At 38.5% G+C, this 16,640-nt stretch carries 13 protein-coding genes and 1 pseudogene; 2 read left to right on the top strand and 12 right to left on the bottom strand.

Going from position 1 to position 16,640, the window contains the following annotated elements; genetic code table 11:
- Window positions 1–128: 128 nt before the first annotated feature.
- Genes ispF through ftsB form a run of 3 tightly spaced genes read right to left on the bottom strand, consistent with a single transcriptional unit; the run spans window position 129 to window position 1,563 of the window.
- Window positions 129–605 carry a 2-C-methyl-D-erythritol 2,4-cyclodiphosphate synthase gene (gene ispF, locus F8M47_RS03525; protein WP_150538829.1) on the bottom strand — a complete coding sequence of 159 codons (477 nt, stop codon included), beginning with the start codon at window positions 603–605 and terminating at the stop codon, window positions 129–131.
- On the bottom strand, window positions 602–1,276 hold the full coding sequence (gene ispD, locus F8M47_RS03520; RefSeq protein ID WP_208790026.1) for a 2-C-methyl-D-erythritol 4-phosphate cytidylyltransferase: 675 nt from the start codon (window positions 1,274–1,276) through the stop codon (window positions 602–604). Before ispD ends, ispF begins: the two co-directional genes overlap by 4 nt.
- Before the next feature lie 8 nt (window positions 1,277–1,284).
- A complete protein-coding gene (ftsB, locus tag F8M47_RS03515; RefSeq protein ID WP_150538827.1) occupies window positions 1,285–1,563 on the bottom strand; it encodes a cell division protein FtsB in 279 nt (92 codons plus the stop codon).
- 263 nt (window positions 1,564–1,826) lie between these two features.
- On the opposite strand from ftsB, the gene pckA reads away from it, so the two are divergent.
- Window positions 1,827–3,437, top strand: coding sequence for a phosphoenolpyruvate carboxykinase (ATP) (gene pckA, locus F8M47_RS03510; protein WP_150538826.1), 1,611 nt, complete (start codon window positions 1,827–1,829; stop codon window positions 3,435–3,437).
- A gap of 84 nt (window positions 3,438–3,521) precedes the next feature.
- On the opposite strand, the gene F8M47_RS03505 is transcribed toward pckA, so the two are convergent.
- The 4 genes and pseudogenes from F8M47_RS03505 to F8M47_RS03490 all read right to left on the bottom strand — a co-directional run bounded on the left by F8M47_RS03505 (window position 3,522) and on the right by F8M47_RS03490 (window position 7,847).
- Window positions 3,522–4,901, bottom strand: coding sequence for an L-serine ammonia-lyase (locus F8M47_RS03505; protein WP_150538825.1), 1,380 nt, complete (start codon window positions 4,899–4,901; stop codon window positions 3,522–3,524).
- A gap of 93 nt (window positions 4,902–4,994) precedes the next feature.
- Complete coding sequence (locus tag F8M47_RS03500) at window positions 4,995–6,221, bottom strand: aromatic amino acid transport family protein (RefSeq protein ID WP_150538824.1); 1,227 nt, start codon at window positions 6,219–6,221, stop codon at window positions 4,995–4,997.
- Between the two features lie 371 nt (window positions 6,222–6,592).
- Window positions 6,593–6,856 (bottom strand): annotated as a pseudogene (locus F8M47_RS03495) (surface lipoprotein assembly modifier); the annotation flags it as partial.
- Window positions 6,857–7,055: 199 nt separating this feature from the next.
- Window positions 7,056–7,847 carry a TonB-dependent receptor domain-containing protein gene (locus F8M47_RS03490; protein ID WP_342211802.1) on the bottom strand — a complete coding sequence of 264 codons (792 nt, stop codon included), beginning with the start codon at window positions 7,845–7,847 and terminating at the stop codon, window positions 7,056–7,058.
- A gap of 354 nt (window positions 7,848–8,201) precedes the next feature.
- On the opposite strand from F8M47_RS03490, the gene F8M47_RS03485 reads away from it, so the two are divergent.
- Window positions 8,202–9,350, top strand: a complete 1,149-nt coding sequence (locus F8M47_RS03485; RefSeq protein ID WP_150538823.1) for a 5-methyltetrahydropteroyltriglutamate--homocysteine S-methyltransferase — start codon at window positions 8,202–8,204, stop codon at window positions 9,348–9,350.
- Window positions 9,351–9,402: 52 nt separating this feature from the next.
- Here F8M47_RS03485 and F8M47_RS03480 read toward each other — a convergent pair whose 3' ends face one another.
- The 5 genes from F8M47_RS03480 to F8M47_RS03460 form a co-directional block, all read right to left on the bottom strand.
- Window positions 9,403–10,998 (bottom strand): FAD-binding protein, encoded by a 1,596-nt coding sequence (locus F8M47_RS03480; protein ID WP_150538822.1) that lies wholly within the window; start codon window positions 10,996–10,998, stop codon window positions 9,403–9,405.
- Window positions 10,999–11,046: 48 nt separating this feature from the next.
- Complete coding sequence (locus tag F8M47_RS03475; protein WP_150538821.1) at window positions 11,047–11,853, bottom strand: ABC transporter ATP-binding protein; 807 nt, start codon at window positions 11,851–11,853, stop codon at window positions 11,047–11,049.
- Window positions 11,850–13,829: a dipeptide/oligopeptide/nickel ABC transporter permease/ATP-binding protein gene (locus F8M47_RS03470; protein WP_150538820.1), complete on the bottom strand. Its 1,980-nt coding sequence runs from the start codon at window positions 13,827–13,829 to the stop codon at window positions 11,850–11,852. The genes F8M47_RS03475 and F8M47_RS03470 overlap by 4 nt, the downstream gene beginning before the upstream one ends.
- Entirely contained in the window at window positions 13,829–14,782 is a 954-nt protein-coding gene (locus F8M47_RS03465) for an ABC transporter permease (RefSeq protein ID WP_150538819.1), read from the bottom strand. The genes F8M47_RS03470 and F8M47_RS03465 overlap by 1 nt, the downstream gene beginning before the upstream one ends.
- Before the next feature lie 101 nt (window positions 14,783–14,883).
- Window positions 14,884–16,458 carry an ABC transporter substrate-binding protein gene (locus F8M47_RS03460; RefSeq protein ID WP_150538818.1) on the bottom strand — a complete coding sequence of 525 codons (1,575 nt, stop codon included), beginning with the start codon at window positions 16,456–16,458 and terminating at the stop codon, window positions 14,884–14,886.
- Window positions 16,459–16,640 lie beyond the last annotated feature (182 nt).

Raw genomic sequence — 16,640 nt, 5'->3', positions numbered from 1 at the left:
AAATTAACCAGAAGTATTTTAGACAGTCGGAGAGACAAAAATTTTATTCATTATGCTTATAAAAAGGCTAGACATGATGTCTAGCCTTTTTTATATCTATCATAAGCTGTTTAGTTATGCTTTAACTATTAACTATTAACTAATAACGCAACCGCTTCACAGGCAATTCCTTCCCCTCTGCCTGTAAACCCTAATTTTTCGGTTGTCGTCGCTTTTACATTAACTTGCATCACATCACACTGTAAATCATCGGCAATGGTTTGGCGCATTTGGTCAATATATGGACGCATTTTAGGTGCTTGAGCAATAATAGTTACGTCTACATTACCCACTTTATAACCTTGCGCTCTGACTTGACGATAGGCTTCAATCAGCAATTTACGGCTATCTGCATTTTTATATTGCATATCGGTATCAGGAAATAATTTTCCAATATCGCCAAGTGCTACCGCACCAAGTAAGGCATCGGTAAGTGCATGTAATGCAACGTCCCCATCACTGTGTGCAATAAAGCCAGTGTGATAAGGCACTTCCACGCCACAGATCATCAAGGGGCGATCTTGTCCAAATGCGTGTACATCAAAACCATGTCCAATTCGTATCATTTTTCATTCTCCAAATAAAATGCGGCTAAGGCTAAATCTTCAGGGCGAGTAATTTTTAGATTATCGCTACGCCCAGCAATTAATAAAGGGCTATAGCCATTTATTTCCATTGCTGAAGCTTCATCGGTAATTGTTTTCCCTGCTTGTAACGCAGAACTTATTGCATGCTTTAATTTGCCCACGGGAAAAAATTGAGGGGTAAGTGCGTGCCATAATGTTGAACGATCTTCAGTATGTGCAATTTTGTTGTCATAAGCACGTTTCATCGTATCAATGGCGGGTGTTGCAAGAATAGCACCATTTTCATCTTCAACTTGCAAAAGTTTGTCTAAATCTGACCGCTTAAGGCAAGGTCTTGCAGCATCATGCACCACAACCCAAGCCTGTTCATCAATCACTTTTAACGCATTAAACACCGAGTCTGCTCGAGTTTCGCCCCCAAATACAATTTGAATTTTAGGTGACTTCAACACAGAAAGTTCAGCGTAGAGTTGATCAGTTGGAGAAACTGCAACAACAACCTTTTGAATATCAGGATGTGTAAGGAAAATGTTTAGCGTGTGCTCTAAAATCGTTTTCCCTTGCAATTTAAGATATTGTTTTGGTAGAGGGGCATTCATTCGGCTTCCTACACCAGAAGCAGGAATGACGGCAATAATTTTTCGCATCAGTTTATTCCTTATTGAGAGCGAGGGACAATACGATAGAAAGTTTCGCTACTTTTTACCATTTCTCGTTCTAAGCGAGCACGTTCTTCTAATGCATTCACTCCATTTTTAAGGTCATGAATTTCTGCAGAAATTAAGTTATTACGAGCGATTAGCTGTTCATTTTCTTTGGTCAGTGTTTCTACTGCTGTTTGAGCATCTTGATAATCGCTCCAGCCATTTTTGCCAAACCAAAAGCTGTATTGAAAGAACATTAATAACGTGGCAAAAAGGATAATTAATAGTCGCATGCTATTTCTCTAGAATGTTAAGGGAATAAAGACAAATTCTACCTTATTTTGCAAAAAAATAAAAAAATCTTACCGCTTGTATTCTGTTCATTAACTCAAAATGAATTAATGTCGGATTTTTATTTGATTTCACTCAAATTCTCGCTGTGATTTTAGAGCAAATCTTCAAAATTTGAAGTAGTTAACATTTTTTATGCCCCTAATTAGTTAGAATGCTTCCAGTCATTAATTTTCAACTTTTACAATCATAAAGAGGTGATTCTATGTTAAGCCGTATTGAACAAGAACTAGCACAACTAGGTATTACTAACGTAAAAGAAATTGTACGTAACCCTAGTTATGAGCAATTATTTGAAGAGGAGATGAAGCCAGAGTTAGAAGGTTTTGAACGAGGTGTACTAACCAATTCTGGTGCTGTTGCAGTAGATACAGGGATTTTCACAGGACGCTCACCAAAAGATAAATATATTGTTTATGATGAAACGTCAAAAGATCACGTTTGGTGGACATCAGATGCAGTTAAAAATGACAATAAACCAATGAGCCAAACCACATGGCAAAGTTTAAAAGAACTTGTTACGCATCAGCTATCAAACAAACGTTTATTTGTGATTGATGCATTCTGTGGTGCAAGTCCACGTCACCGTCTAGCAGTGCGTATTATCACTGAAGTGGCATGGCAGGCACACTTTGTAAAAAATATGTTTATTCGCCCTTCAGAACAAGAATTAGAGAACTTTGTGCCTGATTTTGTGGTGATGAACGGTTCAAAAGTCACTAATCCAAATTGGAAAGAACAAGGTTTAAATTCAGAAAACTTTGTCGCATTTAACTTAACCGAAGCGGTGCAATTAATTGGCGGTACTTGGTACGGTGGAGAAATGAAGAAAGGTATGTTCTCAATGATGAACTATCTCTTACCGTTTAAAGATATTGCTTCAATGCACTGTTCAGCAAATGTGGGTGAAGAAGGTGATGTTGCTATTTTCTTCGGTTTATCTGGTACGGGTAAAACAACACTTTCAACAGACCCAAAACGTAAATTGATTGGTGATGATGAACATGGTTGGGATGACGAAGGCGTGTTCAACTATGAAGGTGGCTGTTATGCGAAAACTATCAATCTTTCAGAAGAAAACGAACCTGATATTTATCGTGCAATTCGTCGTAATGCACTATTAGAAAATGTTGTTGTGCGTGAAGACGGTTCGATTGATTTTGCAGATAAATCCAAAACAGAAAATACCCGCGTATCTTATCCAATTTATCATATTGATAATATTGTGGAACCTGTTTCAAAAGCGGGTCATGCGAAGAAAGTGATTTTCCTAACTGCGGATGCCTTTGGTGTATTACCACCAGTATCTAAATTAACGCCAGAACAAACGAAATATTATTTCTTGTCTGGATTTACTGCAAAATTAGCAGGTACAGAGCGAGGTATTACTGAGCCAACGCCAACATTCTCTGCATGTTTTGGTGCTGCATTCTTATCGCTGCACCCAACTAAATATGCAGAAGTGTTAGTGAAACGTATGGAAGCGGCAGGTTCTCAGGCTTACTTAGTGAATACGGGGTGGAATGGTTCTGGTAAACGCATTTCTATTAAAGATACTCGTGGCATTATTGATGCTATTTTAGATGGTTCAATTGAAAATGCGACAACACATCAATTACCAATTTTTGATTTAGCCATACCAGAGTCATTACCTGGTGTCGATCCAGCTATTTTAGATCCTCGTGATACTTATGCAGATAAAGCACAATGGCAAGCTAAAGCAGAAGATTTAGCAAGTCGTTTTGTGAAAAACTTCGAAAAATACACCACCAATGATGAAGGAAATGCATTAGTCGCTGCAGGCCCAAAACTTTAAATAAGTTAATTTCTGTTTGTTAGTAAGAATAAAAGTGCTAGGTTTTTTGCCTAGCACTTTTTATTGGATTAGACAGGTTATTGATTAATCACAAGGTAAAATTTTAATTGCTAAACCACCTGTTGAGGTTTCACGATATTTGGCATTCATATCTTTACCCGTTTCATACATAGTTTCTATTACTTTGTCTAAAGTAACGCGTGGTTGCGAAGTGAGACGTAAAGCCATTCGGCTTGCATTAATTGCTTTTACCGAAGCAATCGCATTACGTTCAATACAAGGCACTTGAACTTGACCTCCAACAGGATCGCAAGTTAAGCCAAGATTATGTTCCATTGCAATTTCGGCTGCGATACAAACTTGATCAGGGCTTCCTCCCATAATTTCAGTTAAACCCGCCGCTGCCATTGAACAAGCAACACCCACTTCACCTTGACAGCCTACTTCAGCACCAGAAATTGATGCATTCATTTTATAAAGTGTACCAACTACACTACAAGCTAATAAATAACGCTCAATGGTTTCTTGATTTAATGGTGCAATAAATTGCTGATAATACGCTAATACTGCTGGAACAATGCCACAAGCACCATTGGTCGGTGCGGTTACTACACGTCCACCTGCTGCATTTTCTTCATTCACCGCAAGGGCAAACATATTTACCCAATCAATAATTTGCATTGGATCAGTATTAAACTTACTCGTTGCTTCTAATGTTCTACGTAGCGCAGGCGCACGGCGAACCACTTTTAGCGGACCTGGTAATAAGCCTTCGGTATGTAAACCATGCTGGATACAGGCTTCCATGGTTTTCCAAATTTTGGCTAGATAATCTGAAATCTCATGTTTTGGACGGAGTGCCATTTCATTTTTCCAGACTAAACTTGAAAGTGGTAAACCTTGTTCTTTACAGTGTTTGAGTAAGTCTTCAGCATTTTTATAAGGGAACGGAACTGATAATGTGCTATCTGTTTGGTTACCAAAATTTTCATCGTCGACAATAAAACCACCACCGATAGAATAGAACGTTTTTTCGAATAACAGATTTTCACCTTCAAAGGCTTTTAGGATCATACCGTTTTCATGGCGAGGTAAAAAATCATAATGAAAAGGCATATCTTTGTAGAAATCAAAACTAATTGTTTTTGCTATTTCAGGTTGAGCTTCCGCTACGACTAATTTATGTTCTTGTTTAACTTGGTCAATTACACTATCAATACGTTCAATATCAACGTTATCAGGTAGATAGCCCATTAAGCCTATAACTACTGCAATATCGGTACTATGTCCTCGACCTGTTAGGGCTAGTGAGCCATAAATATCGGCTTGCAAGCGGTCAGTTTTACTTAAAAGTTTGCAATTAATTAATTCATCAATAAATTGCTTAGCGGCTTTCATCGGCCCAACAGTATGAGAGCTAGAAGGCCCAATCCCCACTTTAAAAATATCAAATACACTAATCATAAAATTCAACAGCACAACGTTTAAAAAAGGAAACAACAAACCCCAAGCATTTGAGGTTTGTTGTCTTAGTATAGAGGGCGGATTATACAGAGATCATAGTAATCCGTACACTATCGCTGAAATAGCGATGGTTCCCATAAATGCAACAAAAATATTACTAAAACTACCTTTATATTTTGCTAATGCAGGCACAGTATAAATTGCGTAAACAGGCATGATAAATAAAATCATTGCAATAATTGGGCCGCCTAAACGTTCAATAAAGCCAAGAATACTTGGGTTGATTGTGGCAACACTCCATAGTGTAATAAAGAATACCACCGCAGTAATTTTTTTGAATTTAGCTGATTCAATCGGCTTATCACGTAACTGATTTACTAATCCTTCTAAACCTTCACGAGCGCCTAAATAGTGTCCGAAGAAAGAACTGCCAATCGCTAAGAATGCAACAAACGGACCAAAATAAGAAATAATCGGATTATCAAATTTATTGGCGAGATATGACAAAATCGAAATATTTTGTACTTTCGCTTGTGCAAGTTCCTCAGGTGTGAGTGTTAGCACACAACTGAATACAAAGAACATGACAAATAACACTAAGATCATTGCGGTTGAACGTAATACTTTACTTGATTCTACTTCCGTTTTATGTGGGTCTTGATAATGTTTTTGCTGTGAAAGAGCAAAACACGAAATAGCAGGAGAATGGTTAAAAGCAAAAACTAGCACAGGGATCGTGAGCCACAGCGTTGTTAAAAAATTGCCAGTGCTAGGCATTTGCAGTAAAGCGGTGCCATTCCATTCTGGAATCAAATAAATAGATAAACCAAATAAAATCAGCACTAACGGATAGACTAAATATGTCGTAATTTTTAGCATTACTTGTTCACTGAGTAACATCACGCTAATCATCGTTGCAATTAGCACGCCAGACAGTATTACACGAGGTGGAACAGTCATCTGTAATTGGTTTTCAATAAATGAACTTACCGTATTGGTAATCCCTACGCCATAAATTAATAGAATCGGAAAAATCGCAAAAAAGTAGAGCAGCGTAATACATTTACCTGCCTTTTCGCCGAAGTGTTCGCGCACAACATTAGTAATGTCGCTACCAGGTTTATTCGAAGATAATACAAATCGTGCTAGTCCACGATGTGCTAAATAAGTCATCGGCCCTACGAGTAATGTCATCACAATTAATGGATAAAAACCGCTCATACCCGCATTAATAGGTAAAAACAAAACTCCCGCACCAACCGCTGTACCAAAAAGATTCAGTACCCAAGTGAGAGAAAAACGATGAGATGGCGTTGCCATAAAACTCTCCTATTTAAAAGTTAGATTTATAAAATTGGGGGAGATCATAGTCTTTCAGTGATAAGAGGCAAGTCAAAAATGTCAATTTTGTGATCTAACTAAAAAATCACATGAATTTAGATTATTAATTAGCTAATTTTAGATTAATTAGTGAATAATTCTGATTCTTTTAAATTTGTTGATAATTAAATCTAATTCAATATTTATGCAAGCGGTCAGGTTTTGTTTATAAATTACATTTCTGGTTACTTAGTTTGGTCAAATATTAAAATTTTGGTTTTTTTATATCCATTAGTTATATAGCGCATATGTAAACCAATTTGCGCTAGAGAAGAATGTTAACAATTGAATGCTATGAAAGTTAACAAACGTTAAAAGATTTTTTCAAACTTAATACTAAATTCATGGTTTTTATAGCTATAAAGCCAATCTACATTACTCACTTGTTTAGTGTAAGTGTAGTGAATCGCAGGTGTTATTCCGCTAAATTGCCATGGTACTAATTTTGTTGTGAGCATGTGATTTTGTGTATTGTCTTTACGTTTTTCGTTAAGCAACGGGCTATATTTTTGATAATGAGTTTGGCGGAATGAAGTTATTAAATTCAGTTCTATACCAGAAGAAAAGGTTTTTGAGACACCAGCGCGCCAACTTCATTATCATTTAAAATATAGCAGTAACCCCAAATTTAATTGTTCTACCGGGTGCTGGTAGTGCAGAGCGAGAAAGTGGGTCTAAATAATAACGATCCGTTAAGTTTGTACTAGCTAAATCTAGGGTGATATAGTCATTTACCCTATAGTTAGCATAGGCATCTACCACTAAAACAGGCTGTCAGCGGAATACATTATCATCTTTAGCAAAGTCTGCCTTGCGTAGTGAGCGAGCTCTTGTGTGCTTCACTCGAGTGTGGTACAGCCAACGAGAACCTAGTTCTAATTTACCATCAAAAAGACGAAAACCGATATTGGAAGTAATGGAATATTTAGGTAATCCAACATTTTGTAAATAACCATTGGCATTGCCTGCATTAACGCATTCTGGATATTTTTCTAATGTCCACGTTTTTTTATTTAATTTTGCGATAGAAGTATCTAATAAGGATGATGATTTATCACAAAATTTATTTTTTAGTTGATAACTTACGCCAAGATCAGCAAAGAAATTCCCTTGATCATAACGGGCTTGTAACTCTAAGCCAGAAAGTACCCGCTTATCAAATTGTTGCATTTCATAAAATTGGTTACGATCAAAAATATTACGAGTTGTGTTATAAAAATAGTTTAAACGAATATCCGCACGATGTAATTTGGGGAAAAAGCCAGTTAAATCGTGAATATAGCCTACTTCAATGTTTTTACTGTGTTCTGGTTTGCGCAGATAAAGCGGAGAAAATGCTGAAGTGGAGTAACCTAATGTATCTTCAAAGATGCTTGGCATACGTTTAGTTTCATTATAGCGAGCGTAAAGGCGAATATAATCGGTTAAAAAAATAGTCGCGCCAAAAGAAGGAGCCCAAGCATGATCTTTTCGTTCGCCTTTTAACATAGCTTTCCACTGCTCTAGCGTAGGTTTAACTCTATTAGTAATGTTGTCGTAGGTCTGAAACAGTTTGATCTTTTTCATGAGTATGTTCAGTAACTTGAATCGTCTCTAAGGCTATCGTGGAGTCATGACTAGCATAAGTAAACTGAGTGCTAGATATCATTGAGAGGAAAATAGTAGTATTGATTTGAGAGGATGATTTTTTCATTGTGCCTTCATTAATTGATAATGATTATCATTAAGTGGTTTTGTTTTAGTGTTTTTTTATGTCAAATCAATACTGTTTTGTAATTGACGGTATGCTTTTATTTCTTTATGACTATTTTGAAAATGAATAAAATTCATGATCCATTTAGAATTTTTCACATTTATCTATTAACTAAATTTGTTAGAATCTATAACAATATTTTAAATTTTTAATAAAAAGGAAACATAATGTCTCAATTATTCCCAAATGCAACACAACGTACTTCAGCGCCTTATCGTTTTGATATTGTTGGTAGTTTTTTACGAACAGCTCCAATAAAACAGGCACGCCAACAATGCTCATGTGGTGATATTTCATGTGCCGATTTAACGCAAGTAGAAGATGCTGAAATTGCGAAATTAGTTGAACAGCAAAAAGCGGTCGGTTTGCATGCCGTTACTGATGGTGAATTTCGCCGTACTTTTTGGCATATGGATTTTTTAGCCGCATTAGACGGTATTCAGGAAGTGGACGCAGAGAAGTTTTCCGTACAATTTAAACACCATAGCGTACGTCCAAAAACGATCAAGATTGTCGATAAAGTAGATTTTTCAGAATCGCATCCGTTTGTAGAACATTTCCGTTCATTACAACAAATGGCGGGTGAAACAGAAGTGAAATTTACGATTCCATCGCCTTCAATGTTGCATTTAATCACCAATGTACGAGCGGAAGATTATCAACCAATTGCACGTTATGAAAATAACAATCAACTATTATTAGATGATATTGCTGATGCATATATCAAAGCGATGAACGTATTTTATAAACTAGGATGTCGCAATTTACAGTTAGATGATACTAGTTGGGGCGAATTTTGTGCAGAGGACAAACGTGAAACTTATAAAGCACGAGGTTTAGACTTAGACCAAATTGCAAAAGATTACGTATATATGTTAAATAAAATTGTGGATGCAAAACCAGCGGACGATATCGCGCTTACGATGCATATTTGCCGTGGTAACTTCCGTTCAACTTGGTTCTCGGCAGGTGGTTATGAGCCTGTGGCAGAAACGCTATTTGCTAGCTGTCGTGTAGATGGTTTCTTCTTAGAATACGACTCGGATCGCTCGGGGGATTTTAAACCGTTGCGCTTTATTAAAGATCAACAAGTAGTGTTAGGCTTAGTGACCTCAAAAAGTGGTGAGCTTGAAAATCGTGATGAAATCATTGCTCGCATTAAAGAGGCAACCCAATATGTTGATATTAACCAGCTTTGTTTAAGCCCGCAGTGTGGTTTTGCTTCAACCGAAGAAGGGAATATCCTGACGGAAGAACAGCAATGGGCAAAACTTGACTTTATTCGTGAAATCAGCGAAGAAGTTTGGGGTAAATAGCCACTTTGGCAATTGTTTAAAAAGGCAAGATGATTATTTTGCCTTTTGTTTTTTATTCATCGGTTAAGTAATGTGCACCTAAACTTTTCGGTTCGTTTAGCATTTGTGCCACTACCAATTGTGCGCTTTTCAACGCATAAAAGATTTCGATACCCTGTTGCTGATGGTGGGCAAGAGGATTAAAATGTTTTTCGAGCTGGTACAATTGGTTTAGCAATAAATTTAAGTTTGCTTTAGTACGGTAGATATTGGCAAAGCGTGTCATTTGGCTACGAAGTTGTTGAAGAACTTCACTTGCAAACAGTGAATCATCTCCATTGGGATTGGCTAATTGATTAAGCGCCTTTTCAGCCTGTAAGCGATACTTTTCAGTACTTGCAAGCGGTTGAATTTTAGCAATTTTTTGCAAATTTTCGACCGCTTGTGCTACCGCCCGTTTGGCAAACACCAACCCACCACCGACAGAATTGCCGCCTAAGCGGTTTGCTCCTTCAATACAATGGGCGATTTCGCCAATCGCAAATAACCCTTCTACACAAGATTCCCCATATTCATCAATCTCAATACCGCCGTTACAGCTGTGCGCAAATGGTGCAATCGCAATTTTCTCTTTGAGCAAATCTATCCCTATTTCTTGACGTAACCAATGGAGATAAACCGTATAAAACTCTTGTTGGTCTTGATAAAGTTCGGGGCTATAGTGCAAATAAATGCCTTTTTGTTGTGGGTTAGCTAATAAATGTTTCATCATCACTAAGTCAAATTCGACACAATCAAAATCTGTACTAAACGGGGCATAATGGCTACGGGCTAGCATCATTTGTTGAAATTGGTTTGGAGTAAGGTGCGTAAATAGATCCTGCCCATTTTCATCAGTAATTTTAGTGACGTATTTCAGCGTATGTTCACCGAATAGCACTTTGTATTTGGGTTTAACGAAAGACGGAATAAATTGAATAAAAGCAAGATTAACCAATTTAGCGCCAGCTTGATGTGCGATTGCATGAGCTGAGCCGATAATTTCTGTAGGGTAAAGATTGTCTTTATATAAACCTGCAATGCCTCCTGTGGCTAATATAATTTGTGTCGTTTTGCAAAAGATATAGTAAATTTGACCGCTTGTATTCAGACTAAAAACTGCTCCTTGTACCTGATTTTGTTCTGTCACAATGTGTAACAACGTTGCGTGTTCGTATACGTTAGTTGATTGCGCATAAATAATTTGCTTTGCTCGTTGCGCTACTTCTCGCCAATTGTCGATCAGGTAGATAGGGCGAGGGTATTGGGCGAAACAAGCAGGGCGGTTATCATTCCGCTTCCACGGGTTAAAACCGATTTTCTCTAACAATTCGATCGCCTGAGGGGAATCTTCAATATAGGCTTTCACCACTTTCGGCTGAGTTCTGCCTTTACTGACACGTTCAATATCTTGTTGGAAATATTCTGAGTCATTTGCACCAGTAACCTGAATGCCAAGTGTCGCTTTTAGTGGAAAAAAACTTGCGCCAGAACCGATAGTGGATTTACTGATTAAGGCGTTTTTTAGCCCGAGCCGTTCTGCCTCAATTGTCGCCGCAAGCCCAGCGATACCTGAGCCGACAATCAGTAAATCAGTATAAATCGTTTGGGTGATTTGAATAGCTTGCATAACGTATGTACATAAAAGGGCAGGAACCTGCCCTGAGTGTGAAGTAAATTACAATAATGACGGTGCTGCCTTAATTAAGGTGCGAGTGTATTCCTCTTTCGGCGCATTAAATACGTCGCTTGAACTACCTGTTTCTACAATTTTACCGCTATTCATTACCACAATACGATCGGACACTTGATGGACAGTTTGAAGATCATGCGAAATAAATACCATGGCAAGATTCAGTTCTTTTTTAAGATCAGCAAGTAAATTTAATACTTGCGCCCGTACCGATACATCCAGTGCGGAAGTGGGTTCATCGGCAACGATCAGTTTCGGATTGAGCGCCAAAGCTCTTGCGATTGCAACACGTTGCTTTTGACCGCCAGATAAACGAGTTGGCTCAACTGATGCAACAGAACGAGGCAAGCCAACCCGAGAAAGTAATTCATAAACTCGTTTTTCCCGTTCATGTGCTTGCAATACATTATGAATATCCAGTGGATCTTTTAGAATATCTAACACACGCATACGAGGATTGAGGGCAGTGGCAGGGTCTTGGAAAATCACCGAAACTTGTCGTCCAAATTGTTTACGGGCTTCGGTGCTACCGTATTTCATTTGTAAACCGTTAAATTTCACCATGCCTGAAGTCGGTTTTTGTAAACCGATCATAATGCTTGCTAAAGTGGATTTACCGCAACCTGATTGACCAACTAAACCGATAGTTTCTCCTGCATAGATGGATAAACTGACATTATCTACAGCAGTAAATTTTTTCGGATTAAATAGTGTACCGTCCCGAGAGTCAAATTGCATAACAATGTCGGATAATTCAAGAATCGGCTGTTCTTTTAATACTTTCATACTCATGCTTTATTCTCCACAGGTGTTTCTTGGGTTGCTAAATGTGATGCCCAGAAATGTTGTGGATGGTCATCGGTAGCAACCAGTTGTAAATGCTGTTCTGGATCTGCATCTGGACGTAATGAGCGGCTGGCAAATCGGTCACCTTTGGCAAAGTCAAAAGGTGACGGTACACTGCCTGGAATTTGATATAAACGTTCGGCACGTACTTCAGTTGAAAGCACCGAACCGAGTAATCCGCGCGTATATTCATGAGTCGGGTTCGCAAGTAGTGGTGTAGTTGGTGCAGTTTCAACCACTTGACCAGCATACATTACAGTAATGTGATGCGCTATTTGTGCAACGAGCGCTAGATCGTGGCTGACAAAGATCATCGCAAAGCCCAGTTTTTCACGTAATTCGTTTAAGAGTTTGATGACTTCCGCTTGCACCACTACATCGAGTGCAGTAGTTGGTTCATCAGCAATTAATAGTTTAGGCTCACGAGCTAAAGCCATCGCAATTAACACACGTTGGCGTTGTCCACCCGAAAGCTCGTGCGGATAACGATTAAGCGTTTTTTCAGGATCAAGTTTTACCCATTGTAATAAGGTTTCAGCGGTTTGTTTTCCACCTCGACTAATTAGTTGCGCCATTTGATCTTTGATTCGCATAGATGGGTTAAGTGCACTTAACGCATCTTGATAAATCATTGAAATTTCATGGCCTCTAAGTGTATTTAATTGCTCTGATTTGAGTAAATCATGCTGTTTACCGCTTCGATCGGTAAATAATATTTCACCAGTAATTTTAGCCGTTTTCGGTAATAACCCCATGATAGAGAATGCAGTAATGGATTTACCACAACCAGACTCACCTACTAGTCCCATGGTTTCGCCTTCATGTACGGTAAAACTGATGTTATCAACCAGCGGAATTTCACCATAACGATTTGGGAAGCGAATGGATAAGTTTTTTACTTGTAAAATTGGTTTCGCATAGGGGGTTAACTGCATACGATCGGTACGTGATGTTTCTTTTTCATGTAATTTAAGCAAGTAGCGTTGTAAAGCGAGTGTTTCCGCCATGGCTTCTTGTACATCGGTTGAAAGCGGTTTTGTTACATCTTTTTTAGCTTGTGGTGAATGTTTGAGTTTTGGATTGACTAACGCATCGGTTAAGCCTTCGGCTAAGATATTTAATGCCAATACAGTAAGTAAAATCATAATTCCCGCAAAGGTTGTCGCCCACCAGAAACCGCTTAACACCAGATTGCGCCCTTCCGATAAAATATTGCCCCATGAAGGAAACGGAGGTTGAACACCAGCACCTAGGAATGAAAGTGAAGCTTCAAATACGATTGCATCTGCAACCATTACTGTTGCGAATACGAGGACAGGTGCGGCAGTATTGCGCACAACGTGTTTAAGCAAAATATAAGTACGACTACCACCTAACACACGTTCGGCACGGACGTAATCTTCTTCCCATTGAGAAACAACATTTGCACGAACAACCCTTGCAAGTTGTGGCGTATAAACGACCGCTATCGTAATGATAATAACAGGGACGGAATTACCAAAAGTTGCAAGTAATACCGCTGCAAGTGCGATTCCTGGGAATGCCATAAGAATATCCATTAAACGCATAATCACTTCGTTACCGAATTTATCCGAAGTGGCGGCGGTTGCACCTAAAATACCACCAAATAAAATGGCTACGCCCACAGCGCCTAAACCGATAAAGAGTGATGTTCTCGCTCCCCATACCATACGAGAGAAAATATCACGTCCTAAGCGGTCTGTACCGAATAGATACTCGCTACTTGGCGCTTGAACAGGGCGAATAGTTTGTAGTGGCTCATAAGGCGCTACAAATGGCGCAAAAATGGCAATGCAAGCGACAAATAAGATGAAAATTAATGCAATTTTTGAACTGGTTGATAATGATCTAAATCTAGCTCCACCGTTAGCTAGTCGAGTGGCTAATCCTTGACGAAACATTATAGACTCCGAATTTTGGGATTGATGAGTAGATAGAGAATATCAACAATGATATTAACTAATACGAAAGTAAAGGCAATAGTGAGTACAACGCCTTGAACTAAATGTAAGTCGTGGTTCACAATACCATTGAATATCAATTTTCCCATACCAGGTAAATCAAAGATTTGTTCAATCACTACTGCACCACCAAGTAAATAGCCCACACGCAAACCTAGAACAGTAACTGGAGTAATTAATGCATTACGTAGTACGTTATGACGAATCACAGTAGAGTAAGGGACACCATTACCAATTGCGGTTCTTACATAGTCTTTATCCATTTCTTCCACCATAGTAGTACGTACCACACGAATTAATGAGGCACAAACAGGAACGGCTAGGGCAAGTGATGGTAAAATCATAGAACGAAAATATTCGTGCGGATCTTCACTGAATGAGACAAAACCACCAGAAGGTAACCAATCTAATTGTAAGGAAAAATATTGAATCAGTAAGATACCAAGCCAAAAAGATGGTGTTGCAACCGCAGCAACCGAAATGAGACGAATCACTTGATCCACCCAGCGATCACGGTAAAGCGCGGCAAGGATACCTAATGAGAAGGAAACGATTGCGGCTAAGAAAACCCCGATAAACGTCAGTTGTAAGGTAAGCGGGAATGCTTTCGCAATCATAGCTATAATTGGTTGTTCTGGTGGTGTCGTCATTCCAAAATCTAAAACGAACAAATTCCCTAAAAAACGAAAATACTGAACGATAACAGGATCATTTAAACCATGCTGTTCTCTATAGATTTCTTTTGCCGCTTCACTAGCACTTTCACCAAGGGCAATAGTTGCTGGATCACCAGGTGTAAATTGTAAGATGATAAACACTAAGGCGGTAACCCCAAGAATCATAATTGGTAGGGCCATTAGACGACGGAATAAAAGGCGAAGGATAATTTCCATAGGGATTCCCTCTACAGGTAAGAAAACAAATAAGCGGTTAAATTCTAGAACAATTTTGCAAAAGTGCCTTTTCTAACTTAAAAGGCACTTTTAAAAGATGTTTAGTTACGACCAACACCCAAGAATGATAAGCCTGTGGTTGGTAACGGTTGGAAGTCCGTTAGTGATTTATCATTCCATGCGGTTGGTAATTTGCGGTGAACGATAGGATAAAGAGGCACGTGTTCAGCAATGATATTGATTGCTTTTGTCCATGCTTCTTTTGCACCAGCTGGATTTTTGGCTGCTTCATCCAGTAATTTTTGAACTTCTGCATATTCTGCAGTATTCGTCCAACGGAAACGACGTTTCGGCCATACATCACCACGATACCACCAGCTTAATAATAAGTCTAAATCATTGCCAAATACAGAAGGGTCGCCTGGTGCAATCGCCACTTCGAATGCTCCTTTATCTACATGTGCGCTATAAAGTGCGCCAGACTGTAAATTTTGCAATGTTACTTTAACGCCTTTTAACGCATTCCAAGATTCAAGAATCAGTGGTGCACACTCTTTAACCCAAGCGTGGTCAGTTGCAAGCAATTCAAATTTCAATTCTTTAATGCCTGCTTCTGCTAATAAACTTTCCGCTTTCGCTTTATCAAAATCATATTGACTAGTCGCTTTTACATAATCTGGATGGGTATCTTGTACATAAGAACTTGCCGCTTTGGCATTACCTAAGAACACAATATCAATTAATTTTTGTGTATCTAAACCGTAATGTAATGCTTGGCGTACTTTCGGATTATCAAACGGCGCTTTCTCACAGTTAAACATTAAGAAAAGTAAACCAAATGATTGAACCGATTCGACTTTGTTTTTACGTTTTAAGCGCCCTGCATCAAGATACGGCACCGATTCGATAGCTTGTACACGCCCTGATTCTTGTGCAGTAACACGAGCGGCATCATCAGATAATAAGAACCACGTCATTTTGTCGACTTTAGCTGGGTACAGACCGTTATAAGCCGTATTGGCTTCAAATACGATTCGATCGTCTTTGGTTGCGGATATAAATTTATAAGGACCAGAACCAATAGGTTTAGCATCAAAAGCAGATTGACCAGCTTCTACAATATGCTTTGGTACTATTTTCACAATAGTTAAACGATCTTTAAATAAAGCGAATGGGTATTTTAATTTGAATTCCACCACTTTATCATCAAGCGCTTTCACTGATTCAATAAATGGAATAAATTGAGTAAACAAGGAAGCTTTTGCAGGATCTAACACACGTTCAAAGGAATAAACTACGTCTTCCGTCGTAACAGGTTTACCGTCATGGAAAGTTGCGCCTTCACGTAAAGTAATATGGTAAGTTACGTCATCTTTTTGTTCAGGTTCTTTGGCGGCTAAAGCTAAATAAGGCTGACGAGTAGCAGGATGTAAATCCACTAAGCCTTCAAAAATATGCAAGTTTGCAGCCATTGAAGAAGCGCCACTAGAAGTAAGCGGGTCAAACCCCGTTGAAATAGGATAAGCAATTCCCGCTTCAATCGTTTTACCAGTAGCTGCGAATGCATTATTCGAAAACGTTCCTAACGTACCTGAAAATGCAAAGCCTGCACCAACACCAGTCAGTAATTTTATGAAGTGGCGACGTGAGTCGTTATGGGCAAAATGAGAAGTCATAACACACCTCTTAATCTTTAAAATCAATGGAGTAATTCAGTACAACCATAAGCTGAATAGTGGGCAAATCATTTTGTTGAATTCAAAATGAAGTTTTTAAATCAAAATTTAATATAAAAATGGATCGAATTCATCATAACAAGTTATTAAAGTGGGTAAAGTCGATAATGTTAGATTTGTGA

This window comes from Actinobacillus vicugnae (genome assembly GCF_901687125.1).
Classification (GTDB): Bacteria; Pseudomonadota; Gammaproteobacteria; order Enterobacterales; family Pasteurellaceae; genus Actinobacillus; species Actinobacillus vicugnae.
This window is presented reverse-complemented; position numbering and strand designations above follow the sequence as displayed.

What these genes read in the sequence shown, in the direction of transcription:
- ispF (WP_150538829.1), bottom strand. Translation starts at nt 605, where the DNA reads ATGATACGAATTGGACATGGTTTTGATGTACACGCATTTGGACAAGAT.
- ftsB (WP_150538827.1), bottom strand. Translation starts at nt 1,563, where the DNA reads ATGCGACTATTAATTATCCTTTTTGCCACGTTATTAATGTTCTTTCAA.
- pckA (WP_150538826.1), top strand. Translation starts at nt 1,827, where the DNA reads ATGTTAAGCCGTATTGAACAAGAACTAGCACAACTAGGTATTACTAAC.
- F8M47_RS03505 (WP_150538825.1), bottom strand. Translation starts at nt 4,901, where the DNA reads ATGATTAGTGTATTTGATATTTTTAAAGTGGGGATTGGGCCTTCTAGC.
- F8M47_RS03500 (WP_150538824.1), bottom strand. Translation starts at nt 6,221, where the DNA reads ATGGCAACGCCATCTCATCGTTTTTCTCTCACTTGGGTACTGAATCTT.
- F8M47_RS03490 (WP_342211802.1), bottom strand. Translation starts at nt 7,847, where the DNA reads ATGAAAAAGATCAAACTGTTTCAGACCTACGACAACATTACTAATAGA.
- F8M47_RS03485 (WP_150538823.1), top strand. Translation starts at nt 8,202, where the DNA reads ATGTCTCAATTATTCCCAAATGCAACACAACGTACTTCAGCGCCTTAT.
- F8M47_RS03480 (WP_150538822.1), bottom strand. Translation starts at nt 10,998, where the DNA reads ATGCAAGCTATTCAAATCACCCAAACGATTTATACTGATTTACTGATT.
- F8M47_RS03475 (WP_150538821.1), bottom strand. Translation starts at nt 11,853, where the DNA reads ATGAGTATGAAAGTATTAAAAGAACAGCCGATTCTTGAATTATCCGAC.
- F8M47_RS03470 (WP_150538820.1), bottom strand. Translation starts at nt 13,829, where the DNA reads ATGTTTCGTCAAGGATTAGCCACTCGACTAGCTAACGGTGGAGCTAGA.
- F8M47_RS03465 (WP_150538819.1), bottom strand. Translation starts at nt 14,782, where the DNA reads ATGGAAATTATCCTTCGCCTTTTATTCCGTCGTCTAATGGCCCTACCA.
- F8M47_RS03460 (WP_150538818.1), bottom strand. Translation starts at nt 16,458, where the DNA reads ATGACTTCTCATTTTGCCCATAACGACTCACGTCGCCACTTCATAAAA.